The sequence below is a fragment of the Arthrobacter sp. AOP29-A2-19 genome, assembly GCF_058138025.1.
On the sequence record NZ_CM176894.1, the window covers coordinates 1275762 to 1291277 of the forward strand.

At 69.8% G+C, this 15516-nt stretch carries 13 protein-coding genes and 1 tRNA gene; 8 read left to right on the forward strand and 6 right to left on the reverse strand.

The features are described from left to right. Positions 1-72: 72 nt before the first annotated feature. On the forward strand, positions 73-1275 hold the full coding sequence (gene glgA / locus AC3ZJJ_RS05830) for a glycogen synthase (RefSeq protein ID WP_489894426.1): 1203 nt from the start codon (positions 73-75) through the stop codon (positions 1273-1275). Between the two features lie 105 nt (positions 1276-1380). Here the strand turns inward: glgA and AC3ZJJ_RS05835 are convergent, their stop codons facing one another. Both AC3ZJJ_RS05835 and AC3ZJJ_RS05840 read right to left on the reverse strand, forming a co-directional pair. After that, the gene (locus AC3ZJJ_RS05835) at positions 1381-3471 is read right to left on the reverse strand and encodes an acyl-CoA dehydrogenase family protein (protein WP_489894428.1); all 2091 of its coding nucleotides are present in this window, start codon (positions 3469-3471) and stop codon (positions 1381-1383) included. Continuing rightward, a complete protein-coding gene (locus AC3ZJJ_RS05840) occupies positions 3468-4217 on the reverse strand; it encodes a TetR/AcrR family transcriptional regulator (RefSeq protein ID WP_489894430.1) in 750 nt (249 codons plus the stop codon). The genes AC3ZJJ_RS05835 and AC3ZJJ_RS05840 overlap by 4 nt, the downstream gene beginning before the upstream one ends. Positions 4218-4283: 66 nt before the next feature. Here AC3ZJJ_RS05840 and AC3ZJJ_RS05845 point away from each other — a divergent pair, with 66 nt between their 5' ends. Genes AC3ZJJ_RS05845 through AC3ZJJ_RS05855 form a run of 3 tightly spaced genes read left to right on the forward strand, consistent with a single transcriptional unit; the run spans position 4284 to position 7848 of the window. Continuing rightward, complete coding sequence (locus AC3ZJJ_RS05845) at positions 4284-5600, forward strand: acetyl-CoA C-acetyltransferase (protein WP_489894432.1); 1317 nt, start codon at positions 4284-4286, stop codon at positions 5598-5600. A gap of 2 nt (positions 5601-5602) precedes the next feature. Beyond that, positions 5603-6940, forward strand: coding sequence for a 3-oxoacyl-ACP reductase (locus tag AC3ZJJ_RS05850; RefSeq protein ID WP_489894434.1), 1338 nt, complete (start codon positions 5603-5605; stop codon positions 6938-6940). Further along, on the forward strand, positions 6937-7848 hold the full coding sequence (locus tag AC3ZJJ_RS05855) for a MaoC family dehydratase (protein WP_489894436.1): 912 nt from the start codon (positions 6937-6939) through the stop codon (positions 7846-7848). The genes AC3ZJJ_RS05850 and AC3ZJJ_RS05855 overlap by 4 nt, the downstream gene beginning before the upstream one ends. 11 nt (positions 7849-7859) lie before the next feature. On the opposite strand, the gene AC3ZJJ_RS05860 is transcribed toward AC3ZJJ_RS05855, so the two are convergent. Next, entirely contained in the window at positions 7860-9095 is a 1236-nt protein-coding gene (locus AC3ZJJ_RS05860; RefSeq protein WP_489894438.1) for a glycosyltransferase, read from the reverse strand. Between the two features lie 99 nt (positions 9096-9194). On the opposite strand from AC3ZJJ_RS05860, the gene AC3ZJJ_RS05865 reads away from it, so the two are divergent. After that, positions 9195-10424: a glycosyltransferase family 4 protein gene (locus tag AC3ZJJ_RS05865; RefSeq protein WP_489894440.1), complete on the forward strand. Its 1230-nt coding sequence runs from the start codon at positions 9195-9197 to the stop codon at positions 10422-10424. On the opposite strand, the gene AC3ZJJ_RS05870 is transcribed toward AC3ZJJ_RS05865, so the two are convergent. Together AC3ZJJ_RS05870 and AC3ZJJ_RS05875 are read right to left on the reverse strand one after the other, a co-directional pair. Then, on the reverse strand, positions 10421-11812 hold the full coding sequence (locus tag AC3ZJJ_RS05870) for a M23 family metallopeptidase (RefSeq protein ID WP_489894442.1): 1392 nt from the start codon (positions 11810-11812) through the stop codon (positions 10421-10423). The genes AC3ZJJ_RS05865 and AC3ZJJ_RS05870 overlap by 4 nt on opposite strands. A gap of 349 nt (positions 11813-12161) precedes the next feature. Then, positions 12162-12246 (reverse strand) — tRNA-Leu (locus AC3ZJJ_RS05875). 158 nt (positions 12247-12404) lie between these two features. Here AC3ZJJ_RS05875 and AC3ZJJ_RS05880 point away from each other — a divergent pair. Both AC3ZJJ_RS05880 and AC3ZJJ_RS05885 read left to right on the forward strand, forming a co-directional pair. Continuing rightward, complete coding sequence (locus tag AC3ZJJ_RS05880) at positions 12405-13733, forward strand: M20/M25/M40 family metallo-hydrolase (RefSeq protein ID WP_489894444.1); 1329 nt, start codon at positions 12405-12407, stop codon at positions 13731-13733. Positions 13734-13743: 10 nt separating this feature from the next. Beyond that, entirely contained in the window at positions 13744-14937 is a 1194-nt protein-coding gene (locus AC3ZJJ_RS05885; RefSeq protein ID WP_489894446.1) for an acyl-CoA dehydrogenase family protein, read from the forward strand. On the opposite strand, the gene AC3ZJJ_RS05890 is transcribed toward AC3ZJJ_RS05885, so the two are convergent. Beyond that, on the reverse strand, positions 14934-15173 hold the full coding sequence (locus AC3ZJJ_RS05890) for a DUF5703 family protein (protein WP_489894448.1): 240 nt from the start codon (positions 15171-15173) through the stop codon (positions 14934-14936). The two genes, AC3ZJJ_RS05885 and AC3ZJJ_RS05890, sit on opposite strands and share 4 nt — an antisense overlap. 44 nt (positions 15174-15217) lie before the next feature. Between AC3ZJJ_RS05890 and AC3ZJJ_RS05895 the strand changes: the two genes are divergently transcribed. Next, positions 15218-15493 carry a hypothetical protein gene (locus AC3ZJJ_RS05895; RefSeq protein WP_489894450.1) on the forward strand — a complete coding sequence of 92 codons (276 nt, stop codon included), beginning with the start codon at positions 15218-15220 and terminating at the stop codon, positions 15491-15493. Positions 15494-15516 lie beyond the last annotated feature (23 nt).

Genomic DNA, 15516 nt, shown 5'->3' on the forward strand with positions numbered 1-15516 from the left:
AACGCCGCCCGGCCGCGATATAACTACAGTGTCACACTATGTGACCGGCGACTCAGCGACTACGTTGGCAATGTGCGAATCGACATTGTTACCAAAGAATTCCCGCCAACCATCTACGGGGGCGCGGGGGTGCACGTTGCGGAGCTCGGACGCGTCCTGGCGCCACTCGTGGATCTGCGGATCCACGCCTTCGGAGAACCTCGTCCGGAGGACTACCACGGCGCCCAGGTCGCCAGCTACGCGGTGCCGGCGGAATTGGTCTCCGCCAACCCCGCCGTGCAGACGTTGGGCACGGACCTCGGCATCGTCGAGAACCTCGCCGGCGCCGACCTGGTCCACTCCCACACCTGGTACGCGAACATGGCCGGGCACCTCGGCTCCCTACTCCACGGCATTCCCCACGTGGTCAGCGCGCATTCCCTCGAGCCGTTGCGCCCCTGGAAGGCCGAGCAGCTGGGCGGGGGCTACGCGATCAGTTCGTGGGCCGAGTCCACCGCCTACCACGCGGCCGCCGCCGTGATCGCCGTGTCCGACGGGATGCGGCAAGATATCCTGCGCTCCTACCCGGGCGTGGACCCGAAGCGGGTCCACGTGGTCCACAACGGCATCGACGTCGACGCGTGGAGCGCGACGCCGGGCAACGACGCGCTGGCCGGACTCGGGATCGACCCCGAGCGCCGCTCGGTGGTATTCGTTGGCCGGATTACCCGGCAAAAGGGTGTGCCGTACCTGTTGCGCGCCGCGGCGCACCTGCCCGACGACGTGCAGCTGGTGCTGTGCGCCGGAGCCGCGGACACTCCCGAACTGGCGGCCGAGGTCTCGGAACTCATCGATGGCCTCAAGGCCACGCGCAGCGGCGTCGTTGTCATCGAACGGATGCTGCCACGGGCCGAACTGACGCAGGTACTGGCCCACGCGACAGTGTTTGCGTGCCCCTCCGTCTACGAGCCGCTGGGCATCGTCAACCTGGAGGCCATGGCCTGCGGCACCGCCGTCGTGGCCAGCGCCACGGGCGGCATCCCGGAGGTGGTCGTCGACGGCGAGACCGGATATCTGGTGCCGCTGGAACAGGTGCAGGACGGAACGGGAACGCCGCTGGATCCGGAGGGTTTTGTCAGGACCTTCGCCGACGCCCTGAACCGGGCCCTCGAGGATCCCGAGCGGGCCCGCGCCATGGGCCTCGCGGGCCGCCGCCGCGCCGCCGAGAACTTCAGTTGGGAAGCGATCGCCGAAAAGACCCTCGAGGTCTACCGCCGCGCCATCGCCGGCGACTGACCGGGGGCGGCGCTTTCGCCCGTCCCGTCCACAAACACGGCGGCACGCCTCCCTCGGGTAGGCGTGCCGCCGTGCGCCAGGTGTGGGTGGCCGCAGTTCGGCGTCCTAGCCGACGGCGATCTTCTTAGACGAGGGGCGCGCGGCCCTCTCCTCGGCCTTTTGGCGCGCGACGAGCGCCTTCTCGTCGATCGGGGCGTCGGCGGAGGCCCGCTCCCTGCGCTTGTACTCCATCGCCTCGGCCTGGCGTTCCCCCTCGATTCCGGTGGCGATCTCCGCCCGCAGGTGCTCCTGCCGGTAGCCGAAGGCGTCGACGAGGTCCTGCGCGTGCGGCCGCAACCGCGCCAGCAGCCGGTTGATGTAGGGACCAAGGGTGCGCGCGCGCTGGCTGGAGAGGCGTCCGTGCATGAGGTACCAGGACAGGTTCGCCTCGATCAGGCCCAGGCCATAGAGGTCGCGCAGCCAGGTGAGCACGGCCTTGGTGCCTGGGTCCTGCGCCCGCTCGACGCCGCGCGTGAACGCCTCCCAGAGGAGCAGCTCCGCGTGCGAACGCGCCGCCTCGATGACGTCGTTCTGGTGGTCGTTGAAGACGGCGGCCGCCGCGGCCTGCGGCAGCCTCGCCGCGCCGCGCATCTGGTCCGCGACCTCGCCCACCATGGTGCGCACGCGGTCGGTGAGCAGGTCCCGCTGGGTGTCGGCGTCCTTCAGGAAGTTCGCGGAGCGCTTCTCTGAACCCGTGTCCGCCCACGTCTGCGCCAGTTGGCGGAGGCCGGTCCGGTTGATGGCCGCGTTTTCGGCGCGACGGACCACGTAGCGGGCCAGCACGCCGGCGTCGAGGTGCCGGAACTCCTGGGCGTAGTCGGCCAACAGGCGCTTGGCCACCAGCTGAAGCAGGACGTTGTTGTCGCCCTCGAAGGTCGCGTAGACGTCCAGGTCCGCCCGCAGGGACGTGAACCGGTTCTTCGTCAGGAAGCCGGCGCCTCCGCACGCCTCTCGGCACTCCTGGAGGATGTCCAGCGCGTGCCACGTGGACGTGGGCTTGAGCGCAGCGGCCAGGGTCTCCAGATCCTGCCGGTCCTCGTCGGTTTCGTGTTTGCCGGAGAAGACGTCGTCGAACTTCTCCAACAGTTCCTCGTGGGCGAAGGACATGGCGTACGTTGTGGCGATCCGGGGGATGAGCCGGCGCTGGTGGCGCTGGTAGTCCATCAGGACCTCCTCCGTTGTGGTGGAGGTGGCGTTGAACTGGCGCCGTTCGTTGGCGTAGCCCACGGCGATCTGAAGCGCGACCTTGCTGGAGGCCACAGCGGCGCCGTCGAGCGACACGCGGCCCTGCACGAGCGTGCCAAGCATGGTGAAGAACCTGCGTCCGGGGCTGGCGATCGGGGAGGTGTAGGTGCCGTCCTCGGCCACGTCGCCGTAGCGGTTGAGCAGATTGGTCCGCGGGATGCGGACCTGCGTGAAGTGGAGCCGGCCGTTGTCGATGCCGTTGAGTCCGCCCTTCAGGCCGTCGTCCTCGCCCCCGATCCCTGGCAGGAAGCCATTGTCGTCCCGGATGGGAACGTAGAACGCGTGAACGCCGCGGTTCACGCCGCGGCTGATGAGCTGCGCGAAGACGACGGCGGCGCGTCCGTGGAGCGCCGCGTTGCCGAGGTAGTCCTTCCATGCGGCGCGAAACGGGGTGTGGATGACGAACTCTCGGGTCGCCTCGTCGTACGTGGCCGTGGTGGCGATGCTGGCGACGTCGGATCCGTGGCCGATTTCCGTCATCGCAAACGCCCCGGAAATCTCAAGGTTCATGATGCCGGGGAGCCACTTGTCGTGGTGCTCCTCCGTGCCGAGGTGCATCACGGCGGACCCGAAGAGGCCCCACTGGACGCCCGCCTTGATCTGGAGCGAGGGGTCGGCGACCACAAGCTCCTCGAAGTTGGCGATGTTTCCGCCGTGGTTGTCCTCGCCCCCGAGGCGCTTCGGCAGGGAGCGGGAGATGGCGTTGGCATCCACCAGAAGGTGCAGTTGGCCCAAGACTCGCTCGCGGTGTTCGGCCATGCCAAGCCCCTCGACGCGCTGCAACTCCGGCCGGCCCGCCAACTCGCGGGCCTGCTTGCGGACGTCCGCCCACTTGCCCAGGAGTTGTTCGCCCAGGGCGGCGACATCGACGCGCGGGTCAAGGGTTGCGGAGGTCGGTGTTTCCTGTGTCACTTCTGTGGCCTTTCATCGGTGGGGTCGGTGGCTGCCGCGGGGACTGTGCCTGTGGGGGTGCGCCGGACGATGCCGTGCACCAGCCAGCGGGTGATGGTTTCGGTGAGGTCTTCCTCGGTGGGCCGGCCGGGGCCGTCGGGGAGTCTGAGCCAGGTCTCGCCGGCCGCGCGCACCATCCCTATGGAGGCGCGCGGCCACAGATCCACCGCGGCCTGGCCGCCGGGAACCGCGCCACCGGTGTCGATGTACGCGTTCAGGCGCTCGCGCATCATGGCGGTGATGTCTGCGAAGAAGTGGTGCAGCGGTTCCCCGTCCTCGCCGTCTGTCTCCGCGGCGGGCACGGCCAGTGGATCCTGGGCGGCGGACGTCACGAAGAAGTAGACGTTGGGGGAGGTCTGCGCCATGTGAAGGTAGGCGCCGACCATGGCCCGCAAGCCCTGCTCCTCGGTCGAGGCGCCGCGCGCGGCGTCAATGACCTTGGATCGCATCTGGCTGATGACGACCTCGCCGACCGCACGCCGGAGGCCGTTCTTATCGCCGAAATAGCGGTAGAAGACGGACTTGCTCGTTGCGGCGGCGGCGGCGAGGTCCTCCATGGAGGCGTCCGGCCCCAGGCGGTGGATCGCCCGTCGCGCGACGCGGACCAGCTCAAGCCGGCGGGACTGCCGGTGCGCGTCCCAACGCGCCGAGCGGCCGTCGCCGGAGGGCGGCGCGTGGTCCGTGGGCGGATGTGTGGTGATGTTCACGATACCCAGCGTATCAGGTACGCTTGGTATCGGTAACCCAGGTCACACGACATCCAGGAGAAGTCCATGGCAGCGAACCCCACATCCGGCGCGGGCGCCGGAACCGTCCGACCCGCCGTCGTGATCGGCGGCAACCGCATCCCGTTCGCCCGCTCGAACGGGAAGTACGCGCATGCGTCGAACCAGGACATGCTGACGGCGGCGCTCGACGGGCTGGTGGCGCGCTTCGGACTCCAGGGGCAACGCATCGGGGCCGTGGCCGGCGGGGCGGTGCTCAAGCACTCCAAGGACTTCAACCTGGTGCGCGAATCGGTGCTCGGCACGGCACTCGCCCCGGAAACGCCCGCCTACGATGTCCAGATGGCATGCGCCACGGGCATGGAGGCCATCGGCTCGCTGGCGAACAAGATCAGGCTCGGCCAACTGGAATCCGCGATCGGCGGGGGTGTGGACACCACGTCGGACGCTCCGATCGCGGTGAGCGAGGGCCTGCGGTCGGTCCTGCTGGACCTCTCCCGGGCCAGGACCCTGCAGCAGAGGCTCGCCGCCATTGCCAAGTTCCGCCCCCGCGACATCACCCCCAACGCCCCCGGAACCGGGGAACCCCGGACCGGGCTCTCCATGGGCGACCACCAGGCGCAGACGACCGCGGCGTGGGGCATCACCCGCGAGGCCCAGGACAAACTTGCGCTGGACAGCCACCGGAATCTTGCGGCGGCCTACGACAACAATTTCTTCGACGATCTGGTGACGCCATTCCGCGGGGTGGTGCGGGACACGAACCTGCGCGCCGACACAACCCTGGAGAAGCTCGCCTCCCTGAAGCCGGCCTTCGGCAAAAACCTGGGTGAGGCGGCCACCATGACGGCCGGCAACTCCACGCCGCTGACCGACGGCGCCTCCGCCGTGCTGCTCGGCTCGGAAGAGTTCGCCCGCGCCAACGACCTGCCGATGCTGGCCAACTTCGTGGACTTCGAGGCGGCGGCCGTGGACTTCGTCCACGGCAAGGAGGGCCTGCTGATGGCGCCCGCGTACGCGGTCCCCCGTCTCCTGGAACGCAACGGGCTCACGCTGCAGGACTTCGACTTCTACGAGATCCACGAGGCGTTCGCGGGCACCGTCCTCTCCACGCTCGCGGCGTGGGAAGACCCCGACTTCTGCCGCAACAAGCTGGGCCTGGAGGGGCCGCTGGGAGCGATCGACCGGGCGAAGCTGAACGTGAATGGATCCTCGCTGGCGGCCGGGCACCCGTTCGCGGCCACCGGCGGCCGGATCGTCGCGACCCTCGCCAAACTCCTTCACGAGAAGGGCAGCGGTCGCGGACTCGTTTCCGTGTGCGCGGCCGGAGGCCAAGGCGTCGTCGCGATCCTGGAGGCGCGCTGACCATGGCGGACACCTACCTTAAACTCGTCAACACGGGGCTGACCAGGGAACTCGCCAAGGCCCTGGGCCTGCCGCGCCCGGCCACGCTGCGGCGCCATGCGCCCGACGCCCCGCTGGTCCCGGGCCCCGTTGTCCTGCTCGGCGCCGGCGAAACCGCGTTCCACGTGGCCGAGACGCTGCTGGGCTGGGGGCTCGATGTCCGCCGCCACGACGCCGGCGGGGACAAGATCGGCGCCGTCGTCCTTGCACTCGACTCCTTGGAGGCGCCGGGGGACCTGGCCGCCGTCGCCCTTGAGACGGGGCACGCCGTGCGGCAACTTCTGCCCGGCGGGCGCGTCATCGCGTTCTCCCGCCCGGCCCGGCCGGAGGATGCGCCGGAGACGGCGGCGGCTCGACAGGGGGTAGTGGGTATGCTGCGCTCTCTGGGCCGCGAATTGCGTGGCGGGTCCACGGCCAACGGCATCCTGCTGGCGGAAGGGGTCGGGGCCGACGCTCCATCCGCCCTCGCGGCGCTCCGTTTTCTCCTCTCGGGCCGCAGCGCCTATGTGGACGGGCAGTTCCTCGGCGTCGACGCGGCATTGGGTTCGTTGCCCCCGTCGTGGGAGGCGCCACTGGCCGGCAAGGTGGCCGTCGTCACCGGCGCGGCGCGCGGCATTGGCGCGTCGATCGCGCGGACGCTCCGGCGGGACGGGGCCACGGTTGTGGTCGTCGATGTCCCGGCAGCGGGGGACGCCCTGGCGCGGGTCGCCAACGAGGTCTCCGGCACCGCGCTTCAGCTCGACATCACACGCGGGGACGCCGGACGCGTGATCCTCGAGCACGCCACGGGTCGACACGGCCGGCTGGACATCGTGGTGCACAACGCGGGCATTACGCGGGACAAGCTGCTCGTGAACATGGACCGGGCCAAGTGGGACTCGGTGCTCGCGGTGAACATCGAGTCGCAGCTGCGCATGAACCGGTTCTTCCTCGAGTCGGGTACGCGCGGCCTGCGCATCGTGTCGCTGGCGTCCACCAGCGGCATCGCCGGCAACCGCGGCCAAACCAACTACGCGGCCTCCAAGGCGGGGGTCATCGGCATGGTTGCCTCGACGGCGCCCCTACTGGCCCAGAACACGGGCGGCATCAACGCCGTGGCCCCGGGCTTCATCGAGACGGACATGACCGCGAAGATTCCCGTGGCGACCCGCGCCGTCGCGCGCTTGCTGATGCCCTCCTTGATGCAGGGCGGGCTTCCGGTGGACGTCGCCGAGGCAGTCGCGTTCCTCGCCTCGGACGCCGCCGGCGGGATCAACGGGCAAACGCTGCGCGTCTGTGGCCAGAGCCTGGTGGGGGCATGAGCCGCCGATCCGTGGTCCTGGACACGGTGCCGCGCCTCGGCGGCCTCTATGCCGCCGCCCTGGCAAACCAGACCGCCTCCCGCGTTCGAGCCCGTCTCGATGCCCGGCCGGTCGGGGCACTGGCGCTACCCGATCTGGAATACAGGGTTGGCGGGGTGCGTGCCGACCCGGTGCGCCTGCTGGCCTACCAGCGGTTGATGGGAGACACCGTGCGCGATGTGCTTCCAAGCGTTCTTGTGCACGGAATGGTCTTCCCCGTCGCGATGTCCGTGCTCGCGGACCGCGCTTTTCCGCTGCCGCTTTTGGGCATGGTCCATCTTGCCAACGAGGTTGAGCACCGGCGGGCCATCGCATCCGACGAGTTGCTGGACGCGCGCGCCTGGACCCAAAACCTGCGGCCGCACCATGCGGGAACGCAGTTCGACGTGGTGTGCGAGGTGTCCGCCGCCGGCGCCTTGGCGTGGCGCGGCGTTTCCACCTACCTGGCGAAAGGCGTGTGGGACGGTCCGCGCCCGCAACGCCCGGAACGGGAGGCGGAGGCCGAGCTCCCGCTCCGCACGGCCGTGTGGCGCCTCGGAAGCGACGTCGGCCGCCGATACGCGGGCGTGCTGGGGGACTACAACCCCATCCACCTGGGCAAGCTGCCGGCACGGGCCCTTGGCATCAAGCGCCACATTGCGCACGGCATGTACCTGGCGGGCCGGGCGCTGGCCGCCACGGCCCCGCACGACGGCGGCTATGCCTGGTCGATCAACTTCGAGGCTCCGGTGTTCCTCCCGGGCACCGTGCAGTTCGGGGTCGAGGAGGACGACGCCGGAAGCCGGTTCGTGGGCTGGCACGAAAAGACGTCCAAGCGGCATTTCTCCGGTTCGGTGCGGCCGGTGACACGTGGGTGGGAGGCACCCTAGGCGGTCCGTCGCTAGCCGGTGCCGAGGGCGCGGGCGTAGGAACCCAGCGCCGCCTCCGTGGTTCGCGCCCAGCTGAAGCCGGCGGCGTGCCGGGCCGCCGCGGCAGCCCACCAGACCAGCTGGTTCGGCTGTTCGGCGAGCCGCACCAGGGCCTTCGCCCAGTTCTCGGGATCCAGATCGCCCACCAGCAGTCCGGTTTCGCCGTCGAGCACGGTGTGGGGGAGGCCGCCGACGTCGTGTGCCAGGACCGGGGTGCCGCAGGCCTGCGCCTCCATGGCGACGAGCCCGAACGATTCGCTGTAGGAGGGGACCGCCACCAGGTCCGCGCCACGGAACCACTCGGCCAGCTCGCCTGCGGGGACGGGCGGCAACAGGCGCACCCTGTCCCCGACCCCCTCTTCTGCGACGAGGCGGTGGAGGTTCAACTCCGGGGCCCCGCTCAGCGATCCCAGGACCGCCAACTCGAAGGCGAGGTCGGGTCTGGTCCGCGCCAGCAGGCCGAGGGCACGGACCAGGATGTGCGGTCCCTTGAGCTTCTGGATGCGCCCGGCGAACAGCAGCCGCAGCGGAGGGCGTTCGGTCGCGCCGGCCGGCGCTCCGAACCCGCTCCACCTCACGGGCCCGTCCGGACGGAAGACGTGCAGGTCGACGCCCGGTGGGACCACATCGATCCGGTCGGGTGCGGCGCCGTAAAGGGAAACAAGCTCCCCCACCTCGGCCGGCGTGTTGGCCGTCAGCCGGTCCGCCTCCAGCACCAGCCTCGACTCGGCCTCCAGGCGCCTGTCGGGTTCGTTGGCGTCCGCCTGGTGCTGCTTCTTGACCCTGCCCATCGTGTGCATGGTGTGCACCAGCGGGACGTTCCAGTCGCGGGCAAGTTCGATTCCCGCGACCCCGGACATCCAATAGTGGCTGTGCAGCAGGTCGAACCGGCCCGAGCAGCAGGCGTTGATCGCATCGACGATCTCCGGCAGGTAGCGGGGGAGTTTCTCTTTCGACAAGGGGCCCCGCGGCCCGGCCGCGATGTGGTGCACGGTCACGCCGTCGCTGAGGTGGACAGTCCCCGTGCCGTCGACGGCCCGGGTGAAGATGTCGACGTGCACGCCGTATTTGGAGAGTTCGGACGAAAGCTGGCGAACATACACGTTCATGCCGCCCGCGTCGCCCGAGCCGGGCTGGATCAGTGGAGACGTGTGCAGGGAGAGCATGGCCACTCGCAGGGCGGCCGGGCTTCCGGCCGGAGGTATCACCCTAGAAGATTAGCCCCGCGTGTCTGGCGCCGCCAGTCAGCCCGGGGACGCTGGGGTGCGGTGTTCGATCGGGGCGCAACGCTGGCCTAGGGTGGAAGCATGCGCCTGGCCCTGATGTGCGACTACTCCTTGGAATACCTCGGGGGTGCCCAGACGGCGTTTATCCAACAGGCGCGCGTCCTTGCCGACGCCGGCCACCGGGTCACCGTCATCGCGCCCCGACCCACGGCGGCGGTCGCGGAACTCGAGGAGCACCCGAACATCGGCGTCGCCCCCATCGACTTCCCGCTCACGCTGCCCGTCGTCGGGCTGCCGCTGATCCGGAACACTCCAGCACTGCGCCGCCGGATAGCCTCGATTCTGGCGGACCAAGGCTGCGACGTGCTGCACTGCCACTCCGAGTTTGGGCTGGTCCGCGCTGGGTTCCAGGCAGCGCGGGGCGCCGGCGTGCCCGTGGTGTTGACCGTCCACACGTTCTTCTGGCAGGCCCTCGGGCCCTTTCAGCGCCCGATCGCATCGCTCATGCGCGCCTTCTACCGGTGGCTCACGGCGGGCGGCATGACCGGCGCGCGGCTCGGCGACCGCCCCGTTGATACCGCACTGCGCAACATGACACTCACGACGGCGAGGCTCGCCGACGCGGTCGTCTCGCCGTCGGCGCACCAGGCGGTCCGGCTTCGTTCGGCGGGGCTGGTGGACGTAGTGGTCATACCCAACACGTTCCGCATCAAGGAGGCTCCGGCGGCGCTGCCGAGCCGGGGCGCGCAGGACCCGCTCCGGCTCGCCTGGATTGGGCGCTGCGTCGCCGAGAAGCGACTCCTGCCGTTCATCGACTCCGTCCGCCTCGCCGCCGACCGGCTGGGTCCCGGCCGGCTGCGCGTGGCGATCGTCGGCGACGGTCTGCAGCTGGGCGAGGCCCGCGCCGCGGCCGCCGGGCTCGACGAGGTCGAGTTCCTCGGAAGGGTGGACAATGCGCGCGTGCGCAGGCTCATCGCGGAATCGCATCTGACCTGCCTGACCTCCCACGGCTTCGACAACCAGCCGATGACGGTGGTCGAGTCGGTGCTGCTGGGGCGCGGCGTCTTCTACGTTGATCCGGACCTCAAAGAAGGCCTGGCGGCGTGCGGGCTCCTCGCCGGCGGACCGGACGCGGAATCGATGGCGGACGCCCTTGTCCTTCTGGCCGACGATCCGGCCATCGCGGAGGGACTGACGGCGGCGTCGTCCGCGGCGGCACGGGAGTTCCTTCCGGAGTCTTTCGCCGCGTCCAGCGCAGCGCTCTATGCCCGGCTCGCCGCCGCTACGTCAGCCGACCGCGCGGGCTCCTAGGGCGTCCCTGACGGCGCGTCCGCCATGCCCGCGGCCTCCAGTGCCGCCTGTTCCTCCGCCGTCCTGTCGCCCGGCGCCTTGGCGGCCGCCGCCTCCAGCTCGGCCGCAGTCAGCGTGCCCTGGTCGGCGGGGACCGAGGCGACTGGCGACGCGGGGGGCTCCGCGTCCGTAGGCTGCGGCGCGGGCGGGATCGGCGCAGGATCCGACGGTGCCGGGTCCGGTGTTGCGGGCGGCGTGGCAGGCGGTGTGGTCGGCGGCGTCGTCTCCGGGGGAGCGGGCTGCGGGACGGGCGTCGGTGTGGGCGCCGGCGCCGGTAGCGGGCTCGGGGTCGGGGTCGTTGGAGTCGGCACGGGTGTCGATGGCGGCATCGGCTTCGGGGACTCCACGGGCGGCTTCGGCGTGGGTGCGCTCGGCGCCGGCGGGGGAGTGGGCGAGGGCTTGGCCGGCGGCTTGGGTGCGGCGGGCTTCGCGGCGGGGGGCTCGCTGTGGCGCGGCGGCTCCGTGCTTGGTGCGGCTGCCCCCGGCTTCGGGGGTTGATCCGCTGCGGGGACCAGCGTCGATGGTTTTTCCGTCGACGGGGCCGGTGTCTTCAGGGACGCGGTGGAGATGGCGTCCGGAACCTTGCCGACACCCTGCACGTCGCGGAGTTCGCTGGGGGACAGCGGCTTGGGCTGCCCGGGTATCCGCGGAAGGTACAGAGCCGGGTCGGTCCACTTGCCGTCGAGGTAAACCTCGAAGTGGACGTGGCAGCCGGTCGAATTGCCGGTCGTGCCGGACAACGCGACCAGGGAGCCCTGCGCCACCTTGTCGCCCACCTTGGCCACCAGCAGTGAGTTGTGGCTGTAGGCGGTTTGCACGCCGGACCCGTGGTCGACCGTGATCCGGTGTCCGGAGTGGCCCGCCCAGGCGGACTGGACCACGGTGCCCGCCTCCGCCGCGCGTACCGGCGACCCGCAGGCAATGGCGTAGTCCTGCCCAATGTGGATCTGCTGGCCGCTGCCGGTGGGATTGGTGCGCCATCCGAACGGGCTGGTGATGTGCCGGGTGGACACCGGGTGGGCCAGTCGCAGGCCACCGGGAAGTCCGGCGTTGGCGCCGACCAGTGCCAGCTTGTCCACGGCGCGCAGCACGCTTTCGCCGTCGGCCGCGCTGCCGTCCCGGTTCACCTCGAGCCCGCTGGGCCGCTCCCAGACGCTGGCCTGTCTCGCCAGCACGCCCGAGGGCGGCAGGTAGCCGGCGGAGCCCGATCCGCCGACCACCACCGGCGAGACGGCACTGGCCAGCACCGTGCCGGGTCCGGGTGCGGCCCAATGTCCGCGCGTGCTTGGCACTCCTCCGGTGGCCGGCGCCGATCCCACGATCAGTGCCGCCGCCGTGGCAGTAGCCAACCAGCGCCAAGTCAATAGCGTATTGCTGCGGCTAACCCCAGTTCGCCGCACGCTCCCCTGCGTCGTCATCTTGTTCCCCTAAGCATCCGGTCGGGCCAACCATGGGCCAACCCGCCGGAACGACAGCTGCGTAGCCCCACCGTACAGGCGGGTGCGGGGCGGGTCTAGGGAGAACCCGCGGCTGTCTTGCGGCGTTGTGCGGCCAATGATGGGGACAAGGTCTAGGGCTTGTATCCAGATGCACAATGGTCGCAGCTTGTTGCTTGTTGCTTGGGGCCGGAAGGGCCGGGAGGCGCCGGAGACATGAAAAAGGCCCTGGTCGGATTGTTCCGACCAGGGCCTCGATCTGTGCGCGAGGGGGGACTTGAACCCCCACCCACTATACGTGGACTAGCACCTCAAGCTAGCGCGTCTGCCTATTCCGCCACCCGCGCAGGTGATAGCTTCCCCCAGTAGTTGCCCCTCCTAAGAGCGGCGTTACCGGCGAAAGCGGCGAGTAAGACTCTAACACGGTCCGGGCACCATTCCCAATTCCGCCCTCCTTGCGGCGCTGGATAGGCTGGTTACACGAGTACTAGCGGAAGGTGGAGCCATGACGGAAGAACCGAACGACGGCCCGGGGGGCGTCAGCGCCGCAGACGAGGTGGTCGGCATCTGCCGCGACCTCATCCGCATCGATACCTCCAACTTCGGCGGAAACGACAGCCGGGGCGAACGCCAGGCGGCCGAGTATGTGGCGGGGCTGATGGGGGAGGGGGGCCTCGAGCCGCGCATCTTCGAGTCCTCTCCCGGCCGCGCGAGCGTTGTGGCCCGCATGGCGGGAACCGATCCGAGCCTCCCCGCGCTGGTGGTCCACGGCCACCTCGATGTTGTTCCCGCGCTCAAGGAGGACTGGAGCGTGGATCCCTTCGCCGCGGAGGTGAGGGACGGCATGATCTGGGGCCGCGGCGCCGTGGACATGAAGGACATGGACGCCATGATCCTCGCGGTCCAGCGCCAGATGCACCGGGATGGAGTCCGGCCGCGCCGCGACATGGTATTCGCGTTCTTCGCGGACGAGGAGGCCGGCGGAGACTATGGCGCCTCCTGGCTGGTGGACAAGCACCCCGAGCTCTTCGACGGGGCAACGGAGGCGATCAGCGAGGTCGGCGGGTTCTCCTCGACCGTCGGCGGCAAGCGGGCCTATTTCCTGCAGACCGCGGAGAAGGGGATCGCCTGGCTCAAGCTGGCGGCCGCCGGCAGGGCGGGCCACGGATCGCAAGTCAACGACGACAACGCCGTCACGAGGCTCGCCGAGGCGGTCGCCCGGATCGGACGCCACGAGTGGCCGATCGAGTACACGAAAACCACTCGGGCTTTCCTTGAGGGCGTCTCCGAACTCACCGGCGTCGAATTCACCGAGGACAACCCGGAGAAGTTGCTCGACGAGTTGGGTACCGTGGCGCGCTTCGTCGGCGCCACGCTACGGAACACGTCGAACCCGACGGTGCTGAAGGCCGGGTACAAGCACAACGTCATTCCCGGCGGCGCCGAGGCCCTCATCGACTGCCGCACGCTGCCCGGGCAGGACCAGCTGGTGATGGATACGCTGCGCGAGCTGGCGGGCGCGGGAATCGACATCTCCAAGGTCCACACCGACACGGCCCTCGAGGTGCCCTTCGCGGGCAACCTTGTGGACAGCATGGTCGAGTCGCTGAGGTCGGAGGACCCCGAGGCCGTTGTCCTTCCGTACATGCTCTCCGGCGGCACCGACAACAAGTCGCTCTCCCGCCTGGGTATCACCGGCTATGGCTTCGCGCCGTTGCGTTTGCCGGAGGATCTGGACTTCACCGGCATGTTCCACGGCGTCGACGAGCGGGTCCCCACCGATTCGCTGGAGTTCGGCACGCGCGTCCTTCACCGCTTGCTGACCACGTACTAGGAGCCGCCCCGTGCCGGACATTTCCGACATCCTGACCCCGGCGCTGCTGGGGCGTATCCGGGGCCGGGCCGCGGGCTACGACGAGGCCAACGCGTTCTGCGCGGAGGACTTCGAGGAGCTCCGCGGCGTCGGCTACCTCAAGGCGATGCTGCCGGTGGACCGCGGCGGTTTCGATTGGGGGATGGAGCGGACGGCGGCGGCACAACGGCGGCTGGCGTCGCACGCGCCCGCCACGGCGCTTGCCGTCAACATGCACCTGGTGTGGACGGGCGTCTCCCGCCTTTTGGCGGCGCGCGGAGACCACCGTCTGGACATGGTCCTCGACTGGGTGGCGGATGGTGAGACGATGGCGTTCGGCATCTCCGAGTCCGGCAACGATGCCGTGCTTTTCGACTCGACGACGAGGGCCGAACCCCTTGACGGCGGCGGATACGCCTTTACGGGCACCAAGGTGTTCACCTCGCTGGCTCCGGTGTGGACCAAGTTGGGCGTGTTCGGCAAGGTTCAGGACGTCGACCGGCCGCGCTTGGTCCACGGGTTCCTGGACCGGGGAGCCCCCGGGGTAGAGGTCCTGGCGAACTGGGACACCCTGGGGATGCGCGCCACACAATCGCATTCCACGCGGCTGAGCGGGGCCGCCGTTCCGGCGGAGCGCATACACAGTTCCCTGCCGGTCGGGCCAAGCGCCGATCCCCTGATCTTCGGCGTCTTCGCCGCCTTCCTGACGCTGACCGCGTCCGTCTACACCGGCCTCGCCGAACGGGGCGCGGAACTCGCGGCGTCCCTGCCGGCCACGCGGACCTCGTTGCGGGCCGGTGGGCGTACCTACACGCAGGATCCGGACATTCGGTGGCAGGTTGCCGATGCGGGCCTGGCGGTGCTTGCGCTGGATCCCCAACTGCGTCTCGTGGCGAGAGACCTCGACGACCTGGTCGACCATGGGGAGTCGTGGTTCCCGCGGCTGGTGGCGCTGCGGACCCACGCCGGCGACACCGCCCGGCGCACCGTTCGGCTGGCCCTTCAGGTCTCCGGGGGTGGCCAGTATTTCAGGGGCAGCGAACTGGAACGGCTGTACCGCGACGCCCTGGCCGGCCTGTATCACCCCTCGGACGCCGAGTCCGCGCACGCGACCGTGGCCAATTGGCTGCTTGGCCCGCCGTCGGACGGTTCCCGGCCGGACGGTCCCGTCGCCGGCGGGGCCTAGAGAAGGGGAGGCAGTGTGCGCTCGACCCGCATCAGGCGCCGACGGAGCCAGAAGCGCCGCCTGCCGCCCACATAGGTCAGGCTCCGGCGCAACTCCCACTTGCCGTACTCGGCCTGCTCGGTGAGGGCGCGGCGCGCCTCGGAGAGCGAATGCCCCGGATGGAACGTCATGACCATGTACTCGAAGGCCCCCGTGGGGTCTCGATACAGTTCCGGTGTCGGGCTGGTTTTTTCCATCATCTCCTGTCCATTGTGCTCATTCAGCGGGTAACGTCTAGTCCATGAGCACTGATCCGCGTGTTGCGTTGCAGGCCCTGGTATCCGCATTCGAGGAACACCTGTCTGCCGTCGCCTCTCGGCGGGGGGAATCGGATCCGGCCGTCGAGACGGCGTTCTACGGCATTGCCGACGCGTTCGAGGAGTACGAGGACGCCCTCTACGAGGCCTACGGCGAAGTGACGCCGCTGGAGCTCTACGACGACGAAGAAGACGCGGCCGACGATCGGGGACAGCCGGAAAACGGACAGTCCGGCCAGGAGACTCCGGTCCGCGCATGATGTGACTCACGCGTGCCGAATCG